The sequence below is a fragment of the Sphingomonas sp. Leaf67 genome (assembly GCF_001421965.1).
In the GTDB taxonomy this organism is placed as follows: domain Bacteria; phylum Pseudomonadota; class Alphaproteobacteria; order Sphingomonadales; family Sphingomonadaceae; genus Sphingomonas.
The window spans coordinates 104224-122929 of record NZ_LMLP01000025.1; the positions used below are offsets into that span (position 1 = coordinate 104224).

Here is an 18706-nt window from a genome sequence, read left to right on the forward strand (position 1 = left end):
GATTTACATGCAACGCTTTTCCACCCAGACTTTGGGTCGACGCCGGGGGCGGCGTTGTGGGGGGATGTAACGAATGCTGGCATTCGGGGTGTTGGTCCTGTTGCTGCCGGTGATATTGCTGGCGATCGCGCTGGGCGGGGCATGGATGGAGGGGCGGCGATCGCCCCACAGTTTCGGTATCGGGCGGGTGATCTCGAACGCGTTCGGTGCGATCGGCGGTGCCCCATTGGCCTTGCTGGCGGCCAGCGCAGTGCTGAACGCGCCGATGCAATTCCTCCTGCCGACGATGGCACAGCGCATGGGCGACACGGCAGCAATTCAGGGGCTGGCCTATTCGATGGCGCCGCTCTGGTTGATCTGGTTGTTCGTCTATCCCTTCATCAAGCTGTTCATGATGGGGATCGCCCTCGATACGCTTGCCAGCCGGCCGATCGAGTTCGGTGCGATGCTGCGCATGGCGCTGCGGCGGACGCTGCCGGCGCTGGCGCTGCTTATACTGTTCGGCATCGCGCTGGCGGTCGGCTTCGTGTTGCTGGTGGTTCCGGGCATCATCCTCGGGCTGACGTGGTTCATCGTCCTGCCGGTCATGGCCGGCGAGGGGCGCGGCATCTTCGACTGTTTCGGACGGAGCGCCGACTTGCTGCGCGGGATGCGGTGGCGGCTGTTGCTGCTGATCCTGATCGCGGTCGTCCTGTGGATGATGGCCAGCGGCCTGACGCAGGGGATCGCGCTAGCCGCCGGCGGGGCGCAGAATCTGTGGCTGGTGGCCGGTGTGCAGGCGGTGTTCGCCACGCTGATCGGCGTACTGACGACGACCGGCACCGCCGCCGTCTATCACGAAGTGCGGACCGCCAAGGAGGGCATGGGCAGCCATGACCTCGAGGCGGTGTTCGCCTGACATATCAAAAGGGGAGTAAGGCGTGATCCGAACAATGACGATGGTGGCGCTCGCCGCCGGGCTGGTCGCCTGTACCGGTGACAAGGGCGAGGTCCGCTCGGCTTCGGCCGATGCGCCGGCGGGCAAGGGCAAGGGGCCGGGCGCGGGCAAGGGATATGACCATGATCCCTATCCGTCGACCTATCACGCCTATCCGGGGCGGGCGACGCTGGTGACCAACGTCACCATCTATGACGGGGAGGGCGGGCGGATCGATCGCGGTTCGGTGCTGTTCCGCGACGGCAAGATCGTCGAGGTCGCGCAATCGATCGCCCCGGCCGAAGGCGTGAGCGTGATCGACGGGCAGGGCAAATGGGTGACCCCCGGCATCATCGACGTGCACAGCCATCTGGGCGATTATCCCAGCCCCGGCGTCGAGGCGCATAGCGACGGCAACGAGATGACCGGACCGGTCACCGCCGATGTCTGGGCCGAACACAGTGTCTGGCCACAGGACCCCGGTTTCTCGCGCGCGCTGACCAATGGCGGGGTGACGACGCTGCAGGTGCTGCCGGGCTCGGCGAACCTGATGGGCGGTCGGTCGGTGACGCTGAAGAACGTCTATGGCCGCACGATGCAGGCGATGAAGTTCCCCGGCGCGCCCTATGGCCTGAAGATGGCATGCGGCGAGAATCCCAAGCGCGTCTATGGGTCGAAGGGGCGGATGCCGTCGACCCGGATGGGCAATCTGGCGGTCGATCGCGCGACGTGGCTGCGCGCGAAGGAATATGATCGCAAATGGGACAAGTATGAGGCCGATGGCGGTGAAGCGCCGTCCCGCGACCTTGCGATGGACACGCTGCGCGGGGTGCTCGACGGCGAGATCCTCGTCCACAACCACTGCTACCGCGCAGATGAAATGGCCATCGTCATGGATATGGCGCAGGAGATGGGGTACAAGGTTACCGCGTTCCACCATGCCGTCGAAAGCTACAAGATCGCCGACCTGTTGAAGGCGCGCGGCGTGTGTTCGGCGGTGTGGGCCGACTGGTATGGCTTCAAGATGGAAAGCTATGACGCGATCGGCGAAAATCTGCCGATCCTCGACCGGCAGGGCGCGTGCGCGATGATCCATTCGGACAGCGAAAACGGCATCCAGCGGCTCAATCAGGAAGTGGCCAAGGTCATGGCGTCGGCCAGGCGTGCCGGCATGGCGGTGACCCCCGAACATGCGTGGACGTGGCTGGGCATCAATCCTGCGCGGGCGCTGGGCATCGACAAGGTTACGGGCTCGCTGAAGGCGGGCAAGATGGCCGATGTCGTGCTGTGGAACGGCGATCCGTTCAGCGTCTATACCCGCCCGCAGATGGTGTGGGTCGACGGGGCGCTGCTGTACGACGCCGATGATCCGCGGCTGCGGCCGGTGTCCGATTTCGAACTTGGCCAGCCCGGCGAAGGGGATGTGAAGTGAAGCGCCTGATCCTTGCCACGCTGCTGGCCGGCTGCACCGCTTTTCCCGCCGCTGCGCAGGACGTGACGATCACCAATGCCCGGCTGGTGCTGGGCGACGGATCGGCCCCGGTCGAGGGCGGCACCGTCGTCATTCGCGGCGGGCGGGTCGTGTCGGCCGGACGCGGGGCTGCCGCTGCCGGGGGCAAAACGATCGATGCCGGTGGGCGCTATGTCACGCCGGGCATCGTCGCGGGCTTCACCCGGCTGGGCATCGTCGAGGTCGACGGCGTGGGACCGACCAACGACGCTTCGGCGCGCGAGAGCGTGTTCAATGCCGGGCTGGACGTGACCGCCGGGCTGAACCCGCGCGCGACGCCGATCGCGATCAACCGCACCGACGGTGTTACCCGCGCAGTCGTCGCGCCCGACAATGGCGGGTCGATCTTCGCCGGGCAGGGCGCGGTCATCGATCTGGGCAACGACATGGACGCGGTCACCCGTCCGCGCGCCTTCCAGTTCATGGAATGGGGCGAGGCCGGCGCGCGCGCGGCGGGCGGCAGTCGCCCGGCGGCGATGGCGATGTTCCGCAACGCGCTGTTCGAGGCGCAGGCCTATGGCCGCAATCCGGCGAGCTTCGCCGATCGCGGCAAGGAAGCACTGCTGACGCGTGCCGATGCGCTGGCGTTGCAGGACGTGCTGTCGGGGAAGGTGCCGCTGCTGATCCATGTCGAACGCGCATCCGACATCCTCGGCGTGCTGGCGCTGAAGCGCGAGTTTGCGGGGCTGAAGCCGGTGCTGGTGGGCGCGGCCGAAGGCTGGACCGTGGCGCAGCAGATTGCGGCGGCGGGCGTGCCGGTGCTGGCCAGTGCGCTGGCCGACCTGCCGGCCAGCTTCGAACAGCTGGCGGCGACCCAGTCCAATATCGGCCGGATGAAGGCGGCGGGCGTCACCGTCGGCATCGGCATGATCGGCGACGATGAATCGCGGCAGGCCCGGCTGGTGCGGCAATATGCCGGCAATCTGGTCGCGCTGTCGAAGATTCCGGGTGCGGCCGGGCTCGACTGGGGCGCGGCGTTCGCGACGATCACCTCGCTGCCGGCGCGCGCGATCGGCATGGACGCGGAAATCGGGACGCTGGCTGCCGGACGACGCGGCGACGTGGTGATCTGGGACGGCGATCCGCTGGAAATCGGGTCGGTCCCGACGCAGTTGTTCATCGACGGAGTGGACCAACCGCTGACCAACCGCCAGACACGCCTGCGCGACCGCTATCTCGTGCCGCAGGAACAAGGTCTGCCCAAGGCGTATCAACGCTGAGCCGGGAACCGTCGGCGCGGTCGTCGATTGTCCGAAACGGACAGTGGCCGCGCCGGCGGTACCTTTGGGAGATAGACTATGCGTGCGTTGCTCGTGATGCTGGGTGGATCGCTGATGCTGGCGGCGTGCGGACCGAGCGCCGAGCAGCAGGCGGCGGCCAATCAGGCTGCCATCGCGAATTCGCAGGAAGCGCAGGAAATGGCCGCAAAGGTCAATGCGCTGGCACCCGGCCAGCGCGAAGGCGTGTTCATCCGCGCGATCCGCGACGCCGGGCTGCCCTGTCAGGGCGTGACGGCGTCGGAACGGGGTGAAAAGCCGGGCAGCTGGGTCGCGACCTGTCAGGAAGGATCGCGGCATATCATCACCTTCGGAGCGAACGGGATGGCGAACGTGACCAGCTTCACGCCACAGCCGGTGATGGCGCGGTAGATTGGGCTGACGTGGCGGCGTTGTCTTTGCCGGCGACCCCGGATCGGGTCGAGTCGTCTGTGAAAGTCGCGCACTTAGCCAGAGAATGATCGTACCCCCGCGCAGGCGGAGGTCCAGAGCCAAACAGAACAAGGACTTGCGCTTGGAACTCTGGACCCCCGCCTGCGCGGGGGTACGGCAAGGGGAGGGAGTCGGGACTTTTGCAAAGGTCTCGGGCAAGTCCGGGGTGACGATGATGAAACGGGCTTCGGTTTCGCAAATACAACGGCTCCGCAGGAGCAACGGACCGGTTCGTAACCACCGCCTGCCCGTATCGCATCCGGTTCGGAGGTAACGCCGCTCCGAAAGGGACGCGGTTGTCCTGTCCCAACGCTAAACGCTGCGGCATCAGCGTCGCATCGCGGGCTGGTGGGAACGGGCATGACGGGGTTGGTGGATTCGGCGACGGCGGTGATGCGGATGGCGCAAGCCCGGCTGGATGTCGCGGCGCATAATATCGCGAACGTGGCGACGCCGGGATACAAGCGGCGGATCGGCTTTGCCGATACGGTTGCGGCGCGCAGCGAGGTCGCGCTGGCGACGCGGATCGATGGCGCGCAGGCGTCGCTGACCGAAACCGGCAATCCGTTCGATCTGGCGATCAGCGGCGACGGATATTTCCGGGTCCGCGATGGCGAGCGCACCCTCTATACAAGGCAGGGGCAGTTCCGCCGCGACGTCGACGGGCTGCTGGTCACGCCGCAGGGCTATGTCCTGCAACAGGCGGGCGGCGGCGATCTGGTGCTGGACGGCGCGAAGATCGACCTTGCCCGCATCGCCGTCGAACGCTGCGACGATCCGGCGGGGCTGACGGCGGTCGGCGAAAGCTTCTTTGCCGGGCAGGCGATGGTCGAGACCGACGGGGCCGAAGTGCGGTCGGGGATGCTCGAAGCGTCAAACGTCACGCTGGGCGACGAAATGACCCAGACGATGGTCGCGATGCGACAGGCCGAAAGTGGCGCGCGGCTGATCCAGCTGTACGACGAATTGATGGGCCGCGCCGCCGCCACCTTCGGAGGCAAATGATGAGCGACGCCTATCAGATCGGCGCGATCGGGTTGCGCACCCAGCAACTGGCGCTGGACGTGATCGCCAACAATATCTCGAACATCAACACCGCCGGGTTCAAGCGGTCGGAAGTGCGCTTTGCCGATGTCGTCGCCAGCCGGCCCGACGCTACGTTGCTGCCCGCCGACCTGCAATCGGCGGCACCGACCCTGGCCGGGGTGGCGCTGGATTTGCAATTCATGCTGAACGATCCGGGCGAGTTGCAGCGCACCGGCGCGGCGATGGACGTGGCAATCGATGGCGCGGGTTTCATCGAATTGATGGGGCCGGACGGGCAGAGCGTGCTGTGGCGCGGTGGCCGGCTGAAGGTCGGCGACGATGGTGCGCTGACCGGGGCGGGCGGGTTTGCGCTGAAGGCCAACATCACCGTGCCCGACGATGTGACCGCGCTGTCGATCGCCGCCGACGGCACGGTGCGGGCGCAGGGCGCGGACGGTGCCGCCCCGGTCGAACTGGGGCAGATACGGCTGGTCCGGCTGAACGACGCGGATGGCGTGACTCGATTGGACGGCGGGCTGTACCGGATCGCCGATGGCACGCGGCTGGAGGAACTGGTGCCGGGCGAGGATGGCGTCGGGCAGGTGGTTCAGGGCGCGGTCGAGCGGTCGAACGTGCAGCTGACCGAGGAAATGGTGCGGATGATGCTGGTCCAGCGCGCCTATGCGGCGAATGCGCAGATCCTGCAGGCGGCCGACCAGATGATGGGGATCGCGAACACGCTGCGGCGCTGACGCGGACACGGGGAACATGCAATGCTGATGACGGTGGCGGCCGGGCTGATGCTCGTAGCCGAGGCGAAGGTGCGCGTGCGCGAGGTGAGGCTGGCCGATCTGGTGCAGGGCGCCGGGGAGGCGGGGCGGCAGGTCGTGCTGCGCCTGCCGACCGGGCGCCGGCAGTTGACGCTGCCGGCGGTAACGGTCGCGGCGATGGTGCGGCGGGCGACGGGGGTACAGGTCGGCGGGACCGGCAACGTCGCCATCACGTTTCTGGCGCCTGCGCCGGTGCGGCGCGACTGGACGCCCGAGCCGGCCCTGCCGCGCTGCAGCGAACTGACGCTGCGGTCGGTGGCGGGGCCGGTCGCGATCGAGCGGCCGGTGACGACGCTGCAGCCCGGTCGGTCGGGACGCTCGGTGTTCGTGCGCGATCGCCAGGGGCAGGTGTTCGCCGCACCGCTTGCCGTTGGCGACGACCTCTATCGTCCGGGCGGCTGGGGGGCGCTCGCCACCGATCAGCGTGCGGCACAGGTCGGCGATGCGCTGACGATCGTCGTCTACCAGAGCGCCGATGCCAGCAATTCGGCACAGAATGCGACGCGCAAGGCGAACGACCTGTCGGCATCGATCGACGCGGGACCGGTCGGCGAAGGCGGTCGCGCGGCATTGGGCGGCGGCTTTACCGGGCGCGGCGAAGCGCGACGCAGCGAGCGGCTGGTCACGCGGCTGAGCGCGACGGTCAGCGCGGTGCTGCCGAATGGCGACCTGATCGTCACCGGGCGGCAACGCATGGCGATCAATGGCGAGCGGACCGAAGTCGGGGTGCGCGGGCGTATCCGCGTGGCGGATATTGGACCGGACAACAGCATATTGTCGTCGCGCATTGCCGATGCCGAGATCGATTATGGCGGGCGCGGTTTCGTGTCGCGCGGCAGTCGGCCGGGACTGCTCAACCGCCTGTTCGGCGCGTTGGGGCTCGGCTGATGCGGTTCGCTGGTCTTCTTGCGCCGCTGTTGCTGTTGGCCGGGCCGGCGGGCGCGCAGTCGGTGCCGATCAAGGCGCTTGGCCGGTTCGATGGCTGGCGGCAGAATGCGCTGGTCGGATACGGGCTGGTCGTCGGCCTGTCGGGTTCGGGCGATACGCGGCGCAGCGTCGTTACGCGACAAGCGCTGCGCAACGTGCTCAACCGGTTGGGCACCAATGTCGCCGAGGCGGAGATCAGCAGCCGCAACGTCGCGGTCGTGATGGTGACCGGCATGTTGCCGCCATCGGCCAATGTCGGCGACCGCATCGACGCGACGATCGCGTCGATCGGCGATGCGCGCAGTCTGGCCGGCGGTACGCTGGTGATGACGCCGCTGCTGGGACCGGATGGCAAGCCCTATGCGCTGGCGCAGGGGCCGTTGCTGGTCGGGGGGCACCGCTTCGACAGCGATCTGAACCGCGAGCAGCGCAACTATCCGACCTCGGCGATCCTCGAAGGGGGCGCGACGATCGAGGCGGCGGTCGACAGCAACATCCTGAAGCCCGGCGGCGAGGTGTCGTTCCTGCTGGCCGACCCGAGTTTCGAGACGGCCGAGCGCGTCGCGGCGGGGATCGTACGCCGCTTTGGCGCGGGCGTGGCGTGGGCGCGCAATGCTGACGAGGTACGGGTGCGCTATGGCGGCGGCGCGGCGGGGCTGACCGGCTTTCTGGCGGCGATCGAGAATGTCGGGGTCGAACCGGCGGCGACGCGGCGCGTGGTCATCAACGAACGCACCGGCACCGTCGTGGCAGGGGGCGACGTGACGCTGTCGTCGGTCGTGATCGCGCAGGGCGACATCAAGGTGTCGGTCGTCGCGGAGAATTTCGCATCGCAGCCCGATTTCTATGCGGGCTTCGCGAGCGACGTCGAGGCGGGTGCGGGCGTGCGCAGCCTGATCGTCACCAATACCAAGCTGGACGTGCGGCAGGGCAGCGGCGACGCGACGATCCGCTTCGGCAACACCACCATCGCCGATCTGGTGCAGGGATTGTCGCGCGCGCGCGTCGATACCCAGCGGATGATCGGCATCTTGCAGGCCATCAAGGCCGCCGGCGCGCTGCACGCCGATTTGATCGTGAAATGAGGAAGCTGTCATGGATGCGCTGACATCGGTCATCATCGCGAGGGCGCTCGACGGGCTGACCGCCCGTGCCGAGGCGACAGCGGCGAACATCGCCAACGCCAATTCGCCGGGATACCGGCCGATGCGGGTCGATTTCGAAACCGCGCTGCGCAGTGCCGCCGGGCGAGGCGCCGATGCGGTCGCGACAGTGCGGCCGGCAACGTCGTGGGGCGTGACGCCGGCGTTCGGGACCGAGGCGCGGCTCGACCTCGAACTGGCGACCGCGTCGGAAACGTCGCTGCGCTTTGCCGCGCTGATCGACGTGCTGGGACGCGAGATGGGGTTGATGCGCGCCGCGATCGCGGGAGGACGCTGATGGACGCCGCCCGGATCAGCCGCACCGGCCTCGACGTCGAATGGCAGCGGTTGCAGGTCATCGCCGCGAACATCGCGAACGCCAACACCACCGGGTATCGCGCGCAACGGCTGCTGACCGGGCCGGCTGGCGGCTTCGGGGCGCTGGTGCGCTCGGGGGTCAGCGTGATGGGGGTGCAACCGGTCGCGAACGGGGTTCGCCGCGTCCACGAACCCGGCCATCCGCAGGCCGATGCCGAGGGGTTCGTCAGCTATCCCGACATCGACCAAGCCGGCGAGATGGCACTGATGATCCGCACCGCGCGCGCCTATGAGGCGAACCTGACCGCGATGGGGATCGCGCACCAGCTCTACGCCCGCGCGCTCGAACTGGGGAAGCAGGCATGAGTGGGGCGATACCGCCGCTGGCCGGCGTGACCACCGCGCCGCTGGCGCTGCAACTGGGGCCGGTCGCCGCGCCGCCGCCGGCACAGGGGTTCGGGGCGTTGCTGCTGTCGGGGCTGCACGGGCTGGATGCGAAGCTCGATCAGGCCGATGCACTGGTTCGGCGCTTCGCGGTCGATGACAGCGTGCCGGTCCATCAGGTGACGATGGCGCTGGAGGAAGCGCGGCTGTCGGTCGAACTCGCGATGCAGGTCCGCGCGCGATTGGTCGAGGGGTACCGCGACCTGATGAACATGCAGCTATGAGCGACGTCGCTGCTTCGCCGCGCCGGCAATGGCTGTTGATCGGTGGCGTGTTCGTCGTCGTGCTGGGATTGCTCGGCGGAGCCTATTGGACCTTCCTGCGCGATGGCTATGCGACGCTGGCCGACCATGTCCGGCCGGGCGAGGCGGCGGCGATCGTCGCCGAACTCGACAAGCGCGGCACGCCCTATGAACTGCGCGACGGCGGTACGACGGTGCTGGTGCCGAGCGGCGAGGCCGATGCGACCCGGCTGGCGATGGTGCGGGCGGATGTTGGTGAGGTCGGGTTCGAGTTGTTCAACAAGTCGGACATGGGCCTCACCAATTTCGCCCAGAAAATCAATTACCAACGCGCATTGCAGGGGGAGCTGGTCCGCACCATCGCGCTGATGGACGGCGTGGAAAGCGCGCGTGTGCACCTTGCGTTGCCCGAACGGACGCTGTTTCGCGACGACCGGATCGAACCGAGTGCGGCGGTGACGGTGCAGATGCGCGGGAGCGTGGTGCCCGATGCGGCACGGGTCGCGGGGATCCAGCGGCTGGTCGCCGCCGCCGTGCCCGACCTGCCCGCCGACCGCGTCGTCGTGCTCGACGCCGATGGCCGGATCGTGAGCGCCAGCGCCGCGCCAAAGCCGGTCGAGGGCGACGCCACGACGGCGGTCGAGAATTATTACAAGGCACGCGCCCGTGCCGCGATTGAGGGCGTCCGGCCCGGATCGCGTTACGACCTGCGCGTCGAAGCGGTGGCGCAGGGCGATACGATTATCGACCCGGCGAACTGGACGCCGGGCGAGGCGGAGGGTGCGCGCAATTTCCGGCTGCACATAACGCTGGTGACGCCGCAGCCGCTGGATGCGGGGGAGCAGGCGGCGCTGGCGGCGGCGATCCGGCCGGCGGTCGGGCTGGACGATGCACAGGGCGATCTGTTGTCGTTCGAAACGGGCATGACATCGCCGCAGGCCGCACCGGTCGTCCCGCAAACGCCGACCTATGTGCCGCCGATCGTGGCGAGCGAACCGGTTGCCGCGCCGTCATGGTGGCCCTGGGCGCTGGCGGGGATGGGCGTGGTCGTTCTGGTGATCGTTGCGATGCGTCGTTCGCGGGCGACGCGACTGTCGGGCGCGGAACAGGAAGCGTTCGCGGCGCTGCTGCGGCGGCGGATCGGGCAGGATGGGGGCGACCATGTCGCCGGCTGACGATGTGATCGCACAGTTGCGGGCGTTGCCGCCGGCCGATCGCCGTGCAGTGCTGGCGCGGCTGACTCCGGCGGAGCGGTTGCGCGTCGAGGCGGCACCTGTTGCGACGCCGTTCGCGGCGGATATCGCGGCGCGGCTGGCCGATCCGGGTGAGGCGATGACGTCGGCCGGGCGCGCGGCGCTGGCAAAGGCGGCGGAGGCGTTCGCCGCGCCGGTCCAGCCGGGGCCGGGGCCATCGTTGCTCGCCCGGTTGCGCAGTGCGATCGGGGGAGGCTGACATGGCGGTACTCAAACACGCCGATGCGGCGGTGGCCCGCGCGCTGATCGCGCCGTCGATGCCGGTCGCGCCGGACGAAACCGTCCTGCTGCGCACCGAAATCGCCGCCTTGCGCGCGGATGCCGTTCGCGCGGCGGAGGCGGCCAAGGTCGCCATCGCCAAGACGCGTGAGGCGGGTCTGGCCGAAGGGCGCAAGGTGGGCATCGCGTCGGTCGACCGTAGCGAGCGCGAGCGGGTCGACCTGCTCGCCAAGGGGCTGGCCGAAGAAGCTACGCGCCTGTCCGACCGGTTGCAGGCGCTCGACGGGCTGGCGGCGGCGCTGGCGCGGGCCTGTCTCGACCGGGTGTTCGCCCGGCCCGAGGCGATGGCGGCGATGGTCGGCAATGCGCTCGACCATCGGCTGGCGCTGCTGCGCGATCGGACCGGGCTGACGGTGCGGGTCAGCGGCGCGGACTTCACCGATGCGGCGGCGCTGGCCGGACGCGGCGAGGTGACGATCGACCCCGACCTGCCGGCGGGGGCGTGCCGGATCGGCGTGCGGCTGGGGCGGATCGATCTGGACGTGCCCGGCCAATGGGCGGTGATCGCTCGCGCGCTCGACGAAATGGCTGGAGCATGACCGCGCACCCGTTCCTGACCCGGATCGCCGACCTCGATCTCGCCTTGCCCTATGGTGAGGTGCGGCGGGTCATGCCCGGCCGGATCGAGGCGAGCGGGCCGACGGCGACGGTCGGTGGGCTGTGTCGGATTGGCGGGCAACTGGCCGAGGTCGCGGCGGTCGATGCCGATACGCTGGTACTGGTGCCGGTCGAGGACGGCGGACCCATCGCGATCGGCACGCGGGTCGAGCCGGTGACGTATGACGGCGTCGGGGTCGGCGACGGCTATGGCGGACGCGCGATCGATGCGCTCGGGCGACCGATCGATGGCGGGGCAGCGATCCGGCCGGACCAGCGCGTCGCCCTGCGCGGGATCGCGCCGGGGCCGCTCGATCGCGTAGCGCCGACCGTGCTGATGGAGACCGGCGTGCGCGCGATCGACGGGCTGCTGACGCTGGGGCAGGGACAGCGCATCGGCGTGTTCGCGGCGAGCGGGGTCGGCAAGACCAGCCTGATCGAACAGATCGTCGCGCAGACCGCCGCGACGCGCCGCATCGTCTGTCTGGTCGGGGAGCGCGGGCGCGAGGTGTCGGGCTTCTGGCAGGCGCTGTCGTCGCGCGGCGAGGCCGCGACGCTGGTCGCCGCCACGTCGGACGAGAGCGCGGCGATGCGCGCGCGGGCGGTGTCGACCGCGCTGTGCCTGGCCGAACATTGGCGCGACCGGGGCGAGCATGTCCTGCTGGTCGTGGATTCGATCACCCGGCTGGCGATGGCGCTGCGCGAAATCGGGCTGGCGGCGGGCGAGCCGCCGACCGTGCGCGCCTATACGCCCAACGTCTTCGCCGCCCTGCCGCGCATCGTCGAGCGGTGCGGCGCGGTGCGCGGTGGCGGCGCGATCACGGCGGTGCTGACCGTGTTGAGCGAGACCGACGAAATCGACGACCCGATCGTCGAGACGATGAAGGCGTTGCTCGACGGGCATATCCTGTTGTCGCGGACGCTGGCCGATCGCGGGCATTTCCCGGCGATCGATCCGATCCGCAGCATCAGCCGACAGGCGGTGCGGCTGATGAAGCCTGCCCATGCGCAGGCGGCGCGCGGGGTGACCGCGAACCTCGCCACCTATGACGAGGCACGGGTGATGATCGACAGCGGGCTGTATCAGGCAGGAGCGAACCCCGCGATCGACGCGGCCACCGCCGCGCGCGACGGCATCAACGCGTTTCTGCGGCAGGAGCAGGGTGTCACCGTGCCTTTTGCCGAGACGCTCCGCCATCTGAGCACATTGGCGCAGGGGAAGCGGCATGGCTGATCGGATGGGCCGGGCGTGGCGGGCGCTGCGGACGATCGCCGCGCTGCGGATCGATCGGGCGCAGGCCGAACATCGCCGGACCTCGCTGACAGAGCGCGACGCCGAGCGTGCGTTGGCGGCGGCCGATACGGACTTGGTCGAAGCGGCGGACGCGTGGCAGCGGCAGATGGCCGAACGCTTCGATCCGGCGTTGGGTGCTGCCTATGCGGCGGTGCTGACCCGGCGAGCCGATGCGCTGGCGGCGGCGACCGCAGCGCACCAAGCGGCGGGGCAAGACACCGAAGCGGCGGCGGAGACGGCGCGCCGGGAACAGGCAAGGGCCGACGCCGTCGCGACGCAGGTGGATGCCGCCGCACGCCTCACGCGCCGCCATGCCGACGAACGGGCGCTGATGGCGATCGCCGATCGCGCGGCGCTGGCTTGGGTGCGGCGATGATCCCGCCGCTGACCGACCTGCCGACCGGTTTTGCTGGCAGTGAATCGTTGGTGGCGGGCGTGCCGATGGCGGCCGGCCCGACGCTGCGCTTCGCCGACCTGCTGGCGGTGGAGCCGTTGCCGGCGGCCAAGGTCGAGGCTCAGGCCGAGCGGTTCAATCAGGACGGATTCTTCGGCACGTCGGTCGCCGTGCCGGCGGCGTCGGTCGCGGCCGTCTTGCCAGAAGCTTCGGTGGAACCGGTTGCCGACGTGCCGAGGGCATTGGTGGTCGAGGGACCGGCGACCCCTGTCGCGGTGATGCCGGTAACTCTCCAAAACGTTGCGATGGCGGTCGCGCTGCCTGTCCGGCCGACCTTCGCCAAACCGACCGGGGCGCAGCCGATCGCACCCATGCCGATAGCGACATCCGTCGCTCCGCCACGTCCACGGCCGGCCCGGTCGGCGGTGGTCGCGACCGTCCTGCCCCGGCCCCCGATCCGCCAGCGCCCGGTGCCGAGCGGGTCGTTCGTGGCGGTCGCGGTGCACGCCGTCGCCCATGGGATCGAGGTCGTCGCGCAGGTCGCCGGCTTGGACGAACGCGACCGCGCGGCGCTCGCCGACGAGGTCGCCGCGCTGCTCGCCGCGCATGGCTATGCGCCCGCGCACATCACCATCACCGCCCTATCCGGCGCCCGACAGGAAACCCGCTGATGCAGACCGCCCCCGTTTCGTCCGTCACCCCCGGCGGCGAGCAGAGTCCCACCCAGAGTGCGACCAGCGCCTTCGGCCTCGGCTTCGATGCGCTGCTGAAGATCATCCTGACGCAGCTGACCTATCAGGATCCGCTGAAGCCGATGGACAATTTCCAGTTCGTCTCGCAGCTCGCGCAATTCTCGCAGGTCCAGCAGGGGCAGACCGCGAACGAGCGGCTGCAGGCGCTGACCGCGATGCAGGCGACCAATCAGGCGACCGGGCTGCTCGGCAAGCGGGTCGATATCGCCGCCGGGTCGGCGACGCTGACCGGCTTGGTCACCGCCATCGCGCTGTCGAGCGGCGCGCCCAGCATCACCATCGAAACCGACGACAAGCGCACCATCGCCGGCGTCGCCATCGGCAATATCGTCCAGATCCGGGAGAAGAATTGATGTTCGGCGCGATCTATATCGGCCTGAGCGGCCTCAACGCCTATTCGAAGGGGTTGCAGCAGGTCAGCAACAACGTGTCGAACCTGAACACGACCGGGTTCAAGGGGTCGACGGTCAGTTTCCACAACCTGTACGCGACCCCCGATCGCGGCGGCATGTCGCTGACCGGGCAGGGCGGCAGCGACGGCTATGGCGTGGCGGTCGATGACGGCACGCTGAATTTCAAACAGGGCGAGTTGCGCAGCACCGACCGCGATCTCGACCTGTCGGTCGACGGCAACGGCTTCATGGTGCTGCTCGACGGCGACCGGACGCTCTACGCGCGGACTGGCAGTTTCGAGGTCGACCCGGCCGGATACATCGTGCTGAACGGCACGAATTACCGGCTGGCCACGCTGGACGCGAACGGGCGCGCAGTCAGCCTGTCGGTCGATGCCCGGCGGACCAGCGCGCCCAAGGCGACGACCGCCGTGACCTTTGCCGACAATCTGTCGTCGACGGCGAGCAGCTACACCGTCAGCGACATCCGCGTGTTCGACGCGAGTGGTGCCGCGCATGTGTGGAAGGCCGGTTTCGCCAAGGGCAGCGACGGGTGGAGCGTCACCGTCACCGACGACAAGGGCGCGACGGTCGGCACGCAGACGTTGAAGTTCAACGCCGGCATCATCGATCCGGCGACCGCGAGGCTCGACTTCACCGATGCCGCCTCGGGACTGACCGTGCAGTTCGATTTCTCGAGCGGGGTCACGTCGTTTTCGGGGGGCGAGGTGTCGACGCTGCGCGCGGCGAAGGTCGACGGCTATGCGGCGGGCACGATCACCGGCATCGCCGCCGATGGTGCGGGCAAGCTGCAACTGTCCTATTCGAACGGGCAGAAGGTCGATGGCGGCGCGATCGCGCTGGCCGATTTCCGCGATCCCACGCGGCTGGAGCAGCGCGACGGGCTGTTCGTCGAGCGCGAGCCGGGCCAGTCGATGCTGCTCGCCAGCGACGATCCGCGCGTGGGCCAAGTGCGGTCGAAACGGCTGGAGGCGTCGAACGTCGACCTGTCGCAGCAGTTCGGCGACCTGATCCTGATCCAGCGCGGGTTTCAGGCATCGTCGCAGATCGTCAGCGTGTCGAACGACATGATCCAGCAGCTGTTCGGCATCCGGGGGCAGGGTTGAGCGCGGTGGCGTGGTTGCCGGCAGATACGCAGCCGCCCGCCGCGCTCGATGCGCTGTTCGCGGGGGCAGTCGCGGCGTGGGAGGCGCAGTGGTTCGTCGGCGGGGCGGGGCAGGCGCACCGGTTGCAGCGTGGTGGCGGCGCGGGCTGGCGGCGCAATGCGGCCGGGCTGGCGATCGGGACCGCGCCCGATACCGCGCTTCGCATCGGGGCGCGGATCGTCGGGGTCTCGGCGGATGGGCGTCATAATGCGGACCGGGCGGTGCTGGAAGGGGTTGCCGAACCGTGCCTGCTCGATCTGCGCACGCGGCTGATCGCGGTGACGGGTGGCGATGACGGGTTCGTGCCGGTGCCGGCGTCCGACCGGGTGGCGATGCTGGGCGACGGACTGGCATTCGGTCTGTCCGACGCGCTGTTGGCGGTGCTGGTCCGGCGCGTGCTGCCGCCGGTCGTGCTGCCGCGACCGGGGTCGGGCGTACAAGCGCTGGCGGCGATTTCGGTCGAAGTCGGCGCTGCCGTCGGGCGCGCGGCGATGCGGCTGGCCGACCTGCGCGCGCTGGAGGTCGGCGATGTCGTGGTGCTCGACCGGGCGCTGTCCAATCCGGTGCCGATCGCGCTGAACGGGCGGCCCCTGCCGCGCGGGCGGGTGCGGGTCGTGCCCGCCGAACCGATCCCGTCTCTCCAAATCGTCGATGTTGCTGCGTGAGTGTGCCCATGTCCGAAACCAAGCCTTCTCCACGCGTCAGCACGACGCTGATAGATAGTGTCGCGGTCGAACTCGAAGCGTTGCTGGGGCAGGCGAAGATGACCGTCGGCGCGCTGACCGCGCTGAAACCCGGCGCGGTCGTATCGCTGGAGGCGGCGCTGAACCGTCCGGTCGAGTTGCGGCTGGGCGAGGTGATCGTCGCGCGCGGGGAACTGGTCGCAGTCGACGACAGGTTCGGCGTACGGTTGACGGAGATCGCACAGTGGCCGGAATGATCCTTGCCGCCGCCCCGGTGCGGCTGGGTGGCGGTGCGGCGCTCGACGTGTCGTTGACGCGGATCGTCGTGGCGCTGCTGCTGTGTCTGACGCTGGCGGTGCTGGCGGTGGTGCTGGTGAAGCGCGGCGGCGGGCGGCTGACCCTGCCCACCCGTGCCGAACGGCGGATCGCAGTGATCGAGAGCCGGCGGATCAGCCCGCACGCCGACCTCTGCCTGCTGCGCTGCGACGGGCAGGAATATGTAATTCTGTCGTCCGCCGCCGGGCAGCAGGTGCTGCGACAGGGGCCGGTGGCATGAACGCGATGCTGGCCGGCGGCGCGATCGGCAACGATGTCGTGCGAACCGCGCTGATCCTGACGCTGCTCGCGGTCATCCCGGCGGTGGTCATCAGCATGACCAGTTTCGTGCGGACCGTCATCGTGCTGTCGATGGTGCGCCATGCATTCGGCATGCCGGAAACGCCGCCGACCCCGGTGCTGGTCGCGCTGTCGATGTTCCTCACCGCGTTCACCATGGCCCCGACGATGACCCGGATCAACGCCGATGCGCTGCAACCGCTGCTCGCCGGGCGGATCGGGGTGGAGCAGGCGATGACCGCCGGTGCCGCGCCGCTGCGCCGCTTCATGCTGGCGCAGACGCGCGATGCCGATCTGGAATCGATCTACGCGATCAGCCGCACGCCGCTCCCCCGCCGGGCCGAGGACGTCGAGACGCTGAAGCTCGCCCCCGCGTTCATCCTCAACGAACTGCGCGTGTCGTTCACGATCGGGTTCGTCATCCTGCTGCCGTTCCTGCTGATCGATCTGGTGGTTGCCAGCATCCTGCTGGCGCTGGGCATGATGATGGTGCCGCCCGCGACGATATCATTGCCGATCAAGATTTTGATGTTCGTACTGATCGATGGTTGGGGGCTCGTCCTGCAAGGGGTGCTCGGCAGTTTCCGATGATGCGCCGGGTGGGGTTCGACCTGTTGCTGGTGCCGCCGCGCGTCGAGGCGTCGCTGTGGCGGCGGCTGCGTTTCGAGAACGAGAAGCGTTGTCGCGAGCAGATCTTCACCCGCTATCGCCTGCTCGCCCGCGCCATCGCCCGGCGGCAGCATGGCCGACGCCCGAAATATGGCGCGGATCTGGGGGATATGGAGCAATTCGCCTATGAAGGGCTGTTGCAGGCGATCGATCGCTATGATCCGCTGCGCGGCATTCCGTTCGGGGCCTATGCCCGGCGGCGGATCGTCGGCAGCATCGCCGACGGATCGGCGCGGATGAGCGAGAGCGACGCGACCTTCTCACAGCGTCGCCGGGCGGAGACCGATCGCGTCCGCTCGCTGCGGCGGGGCGAGGAGGACGATCCAGTCGCCGCGCTGGCGGCACTGGTATCGGGCCTCGCCATCGGATTGATGCTGGAGGGCAGCGCACTGGTCGTCGGTGCGGACGGCATCGACCCGCGGCCCAATGCGTATCAAAGCCTCGAATGGCGCGAACTTCACGCGCTGCTGGCCGGCGGCATCGCCGAATTGCCCGAGCGCGAGGCGGTGATTATCCGCCAACATTATGAAGCGGGCGTCAGTTTCGCCCAGATCGCGGACCTGCTGAACCTGTCGAAGGGGCGGGTGTCGCAACTGCACGCCGCCGCGCTCGGCCGGTTGCGGCGACGGCTGCACGGCTATCGGAGATAGGATGATGTGCGAAGACGATGATATCCGCCAGTTGCTTGCCGTGGCGGCGGCTTCCCCCGGCGACGCGCTGCCGCTCGCCGAACGATTGATCGCGGCGCATCCCGACGACGCGCGGCTGCATTTCTTTCGCGGATCGATGCTGGCCGGCAGCGCCCGCCCGATCGAGGCGCATGCGGCGCTGTCGCGAGCAGTGGCGCTGGCACCCGACTTTGCGCTGGCGCGGTTCCAGCTCGGGTTTTTCGAGCTGACCTCGGGCGAGCCGGCGCGGGCGCAGGCGACGTGGGAAAAGCTGTCGACGCTGCCCGACGACCATTATCTGCGGCAGTTCGTGACCGGGCTGATCCACCTGATCCATGACCGGTTCGCCGAGGCGATTGCAGCGCTGGACGGCGGGATCGCCACCAATGCCGAGACGCCGCCGCTGAACCACGACATGCAGCTGATCATCGACCAGTGCCGGCCGCTGCTGAACCCCGCCGCCGAAGCGGAGGAAGCGTCGCCGACCTCGTTCCTGCTGGGGCAGCTGGGGCGGGGCAGCCTGCATTGAAGGTCGCGGGCACCGACCATGTCCTGTTGCTGTTGCGCGCGAAACTGGCGCGATTGGCGCGCGACCGGTCGAGCCGGGCGGCGGGCAGGGGTGATCCGCGTCCGATCGACCGGTTGCGCGCGATGGCGGGGTTCGACGCGCTGGGCGAGGACGAGCGCCGCCGCGCCGTGGTCCACGGCCTGCTGACCGAGGAACTGGGCGAAGCGGTCGCCAACGACGCGGCATTCGGTGGGGTGCTCGACGACGTCTTGCGGATGGTCGGCGAGATGCCGGGCGGGCATGAACTGATCGACCGGGCGGCGGCAGCGATGCGGGGGCGGTAGGGTCGATGACCCATCGTCGTCGTTCCGG

At 69.1% G+C, this 18706-nt stretch carries 26 protein-coding genes; all 26 read left to right on the forward strand.

What is annotated here, in order from left to right; genetic code table 11:
• Window positions 1-73 precede the first annotated feature (73 nt).
• The 26 genes from ASE90_RS18340 (at window position 74) to ASE90_RS18465 (ending at window position 18678) form a co-directional block, all read left to right on the forward strand.
• On the forward strand, window positions 74-898 hold the full coding sequence (locus ASE90_RS18340) for a hypothetical protein (protein ID WP_056004405.1): 825 nt from the start codon (window positions 74-76) through the stop codon (window positions 896-898).
• 34 nt (window positions 899-932) lie between these two features.
• Entirely contained in the window at window positions 933-2348 is a 1416-nt protein-coding gene (locus ASE90_RS18345) for an amidohydrolase (RefSeq protein WP_056004408.1), read from the forward strand.
• A complete protein-coding gene (locus tag ASE90_RS18350; protein ID WP_056004411.1) occupies window positions 2345-3646 on the forward strand; it encodes an amidohydrolase family protein in 1302 nt (433 codons plus the stop codon). The genes ASE90_RS18345 and ASE90_RS18350 overlap by 4 nt, the downstream gene beginning before the upstream one ends.
• 78 nt (window positions 3647-3724) lie before the next feature.
• Window positions 3725-4075, forward strand: a complete 351-nt coding sequence (locus tag ASE90_RS18355; protein ID WP_056004412.1) for a hypothetical protein — start codon at window positions 3725-3727, stop codon at window positions 4073-4075.
• A gap of 420 nt (window positions 4076-4495) precedes the next feature.
• Window positions 4496-5140, forward strand: coding sequence for a flagellar hook-basal body protein (locus tag ASE90_RS18360; protein WP_056004415.1), 645 nt, complete (start codon window positions 4496-4498; stop codon window positions 5138-5140).
• Window positions 5140-5913, forward strand: a complete 774-nt coding sequence (locus tag ASE90_RS18365; RefSeq protein WP_162235115.1) for a flagellar hook-basal body protein — start codon at window positions 5140-5142, stop codon at window positions 5911-5913. The genes ASE90_RS18360 and ASE90_RS18365 overlap by 1 nt, the downstream gene beginning before the upstream one ends.
• A 21-nt stretch (window positions 5914-5934) precedes the next feature.
• Window positions 5935-6879: a flagellar basal body L-ring protein FlgH gene (locus tag ASE90_RS18370; protein ID WP_056004421.1), complete on the forward strand. Its 945-nt coding sequence runs from the start codon at window positions 5935-5937 to the stop codon at window positions 6877-6879.
• The gene (gene flgI, locus ASE90_RS18375; RefSeq protein ID WP_082449932.1) at window positions 6879-8003 is read left to right on the forward strand and encodes a flagellar basal body P-ring protein FlgI; all 1125 of its coding nucleotides are present in this window, start codon (window positions 6879-6881) and stop codon (window positions 8001-8003) included. Before ASE90_RS18370 ends, flgI begins: the two co-directional genes overlap by 1 nt.
• 10 nt (window positions 8004-8013) lie before the next feature.
• A complete protein-coding gene (locus ASE90_RS18380; protein ID WP_056004424.1) occupies window positions 8014-8358 on the forward strand; it encodes a flagellar basal body rod protein FlgB in 345 nt (114 codons plus the stop codon).
• Window positions 8358-8744 carry a flagellar basal body rod protein FlgC gene (locus ASE90_RS18385; RefSeq protein ID WP_056004427.1) on the forward strand — a complete coding sequence of 129 codons (387 nt, stop codon included), beginning with the start codon at window positions 8358-8360 and terminating at the stop codon, window positions 8742-8744. The genes ASE90_RS18380 and ASE90_RS18385 overlap by 1 nt, the downstream gene beginning before the upstream one ends.
• A complete protein-coding gene (locus ASE90_RS18390) occupies window positions 8741-9046 on the forward strand; it encodes a flagellar hook-basal body complex protein FliE (protein WP_082449933.1) in 306 nt (101 codons plus the stop codon). Before ASE90_RS18385 ends, ASE90_RS18390 begins: the two co-directional genes overlap by 4 nt.
• Window positions 9043-10239 (forward strand): flagellar basal-body MS-ring/collar protein FliF, encoded by a 1197-nt coding sequence (gene fliF, locus ASE90_RS18395; RefSeq protein ID WP_056004430.1) that lies wholly within the window; start codon window positions 9043-9045, stop codon window positions 10237-10239. The genes ASE90_RS18390 and fliF overlap by 4 nt, the downstream gene beginning before the upstream one ends.
• Complete coding sequence (locus ASE90_RS18400; RefSeq protein WP_156357907.1) at window positions 10226-10516, forward strand: hypothetical protein; 291 nt, start codon at window positions 10226-10228, stop codon at window positions 10514-10516. Before fliF ends, ASE90_RS18400 begins: the two co-directional genes overlap by 14 nt.
• A 1-nt stretch (window position 10517) precedes the next feature.
• Window positions 10518-11135: a hypothetical protein gene (locus tag ASE90_RS18405; RefSeq protein ID WP_056004434.1), complete on the forward strand. Its 618-nt coding sequence runs from the start codon at window positions 10518-10520 to the stop codon at window positions 11133-11135.
• Window positions 11132-12427, forward strand: a complete 1296-nt coding sequence (locus ASE90_RS18410) for a FliI/YscN family ATPase (RefSeq protein ID WP_056004438.1) — start codon at window positions 11132-11134, stop codon at window positions 12425-12427. Before ASE90_RS18405 ends, ASE90_RS18410 begins: the two co-directional genes overlap by 4 nt.
• Window positions 12420-12863, forward strand: a complete 444-nt coding sequence (locus ASE90_RS18415) for a hypothetical protein (RefSeq protein ID WP_056004441.1) — start codon at window positions 12420-12422, stop codon at window positions 12861-12863. Before ASE90_RS18410 ends, ASE90_RS18415 begins: the two co-directional genes overlap by 8 nt.
• Window positions 12860-13552, forward strand: coding sequence for a hypothetical protein (locus ASE90_RS18420; protein WP_156357906.1), 693 nt, complete (start codon window positions 12860-12862; stop codon window positions 13550-13552). Before ASE90_RS18415 ends, ASE90_RS18420 begins: the two co-directional genes overlap by 4 nt.
• Window positions 13552-13986 carry a flagellar hook assembly protein FlgD gene (locus ASE90_RS18425; RefSeq protein WP_056004446.1) on the forward strand — a complete coding sequence of 145 codons (435 nt, stop codon included), beginning with the start codon at window positions 13552-13554 and terminating at the stop codon, window positions 13984-13986. The genes ASE90_RS18420 and ASE90_RS18425 overlap by 1 nt, the downstream gene beginning before the upstream one ends.
• Complete coding sequence (locus ASE90_RS18430; protein WP_056004449.1) at window positions 13986-15152, forward strand: flagellar hook protein FlgE; 1167 nt, start codon at window positions 13986-13988, stop codon at window positions 15150-15152. The genes ASE90_RS18425 and ASE90_RS18430 overlap by 1 nt, the downstream gene beginning before the upstream one ends.
• Window positions 15153-15157: 5 nt before the next feature.
• The gene (locus ASE90_RS18435; protein ID WP_156361653.1) at window positions 15158-15856 is read left to right on the forward strand and encodes a FliM/FliN family flagellar motor switch protein; all 699 of its coding nucleotides are present in this window, start codon (window positions 15158-15160) and stop codon (window positions 15854-15856) included.
• Between the two features lie 8 nt (window positions 15857-15864).
• The gene (locus tag ASE90_RS18440) at window positions 15865-16131 is read left to right on the forward strand and encodes a FliM/FliN family flagellar motor switch protein (RefSeq protein WP_056004455.1); all 267 of its coding nucleotides are present in this window, start codon (window positions 15865-15867) and stop codon (window positions 16129-16131) included.
• The gene (locus ASE90_RS18445; protein ID WP_156361654.1) at window positions 16119-16430 is read left to right on the forward strand and encodes a hypothetical protein; all 312 of its coding nucleotides are present in this window, start codon (window positions 16119-16121) and stop codon (window positions 16428-16430) included. The genes ASE90_RS18440 and ASE90_RS18445 overlap by 13 nt, the downstream gene beginning before the upstream one ends.
• The gene (fliP, locus tag ASE90_RS18450) at window positions 16427-17080 is read left to right on the forward strand and encodes a flagellar type III secretion system pore protein FliP (protein WP_056004461.1); all 654 of its coding nucleotides are present in this window, start codon (window positions 16427-16429) and stop codon (window positions 17078-17080) included. The genes ASE90_RS18445 and fliP overlap by 4 nt, the downstream gene beginning before the upstream one ends.
• A complete protein-coding gene (locus tag ASE90_RS18455; protein ID WP_056004464.1) occupies window positions 17077-17808 on the forward strand; it encodes a sigma-70 family RNA polymerase sigma factor in 732 nt (243 codons plus the stop codon). Before fliP ends, ASE90_RS18455 begins: the two co-directional genes overlap by 4 nt.
• Window position 17809: 1 nt before the next feature.
• Window positions 17810-18355 (forward strand): tetratricopeptide repeat protein, encoded by a 546-nt coding sequence (locus tag ASE90_RS18460; protein WP_056004467.1) that lies wholly within the window; start codon window positions 17810-17812, stop codon window positions 18353-18355.
• Window positions 18352-18678, forward strand: coding sequence for a hypothetical protein (locus tag ASE90_RS18465; protein WP_056004470.1), 327 nt, complete (start codon window positions 18352-18354; stop codon window positions 18676-18678). Before ASE90_RS18460 ends, ASE90_RS18465 begins: the two co-directional genes overlap by 4 nt.
• Window positions 18679-18706: the final 28 nt, after the last annotated feature.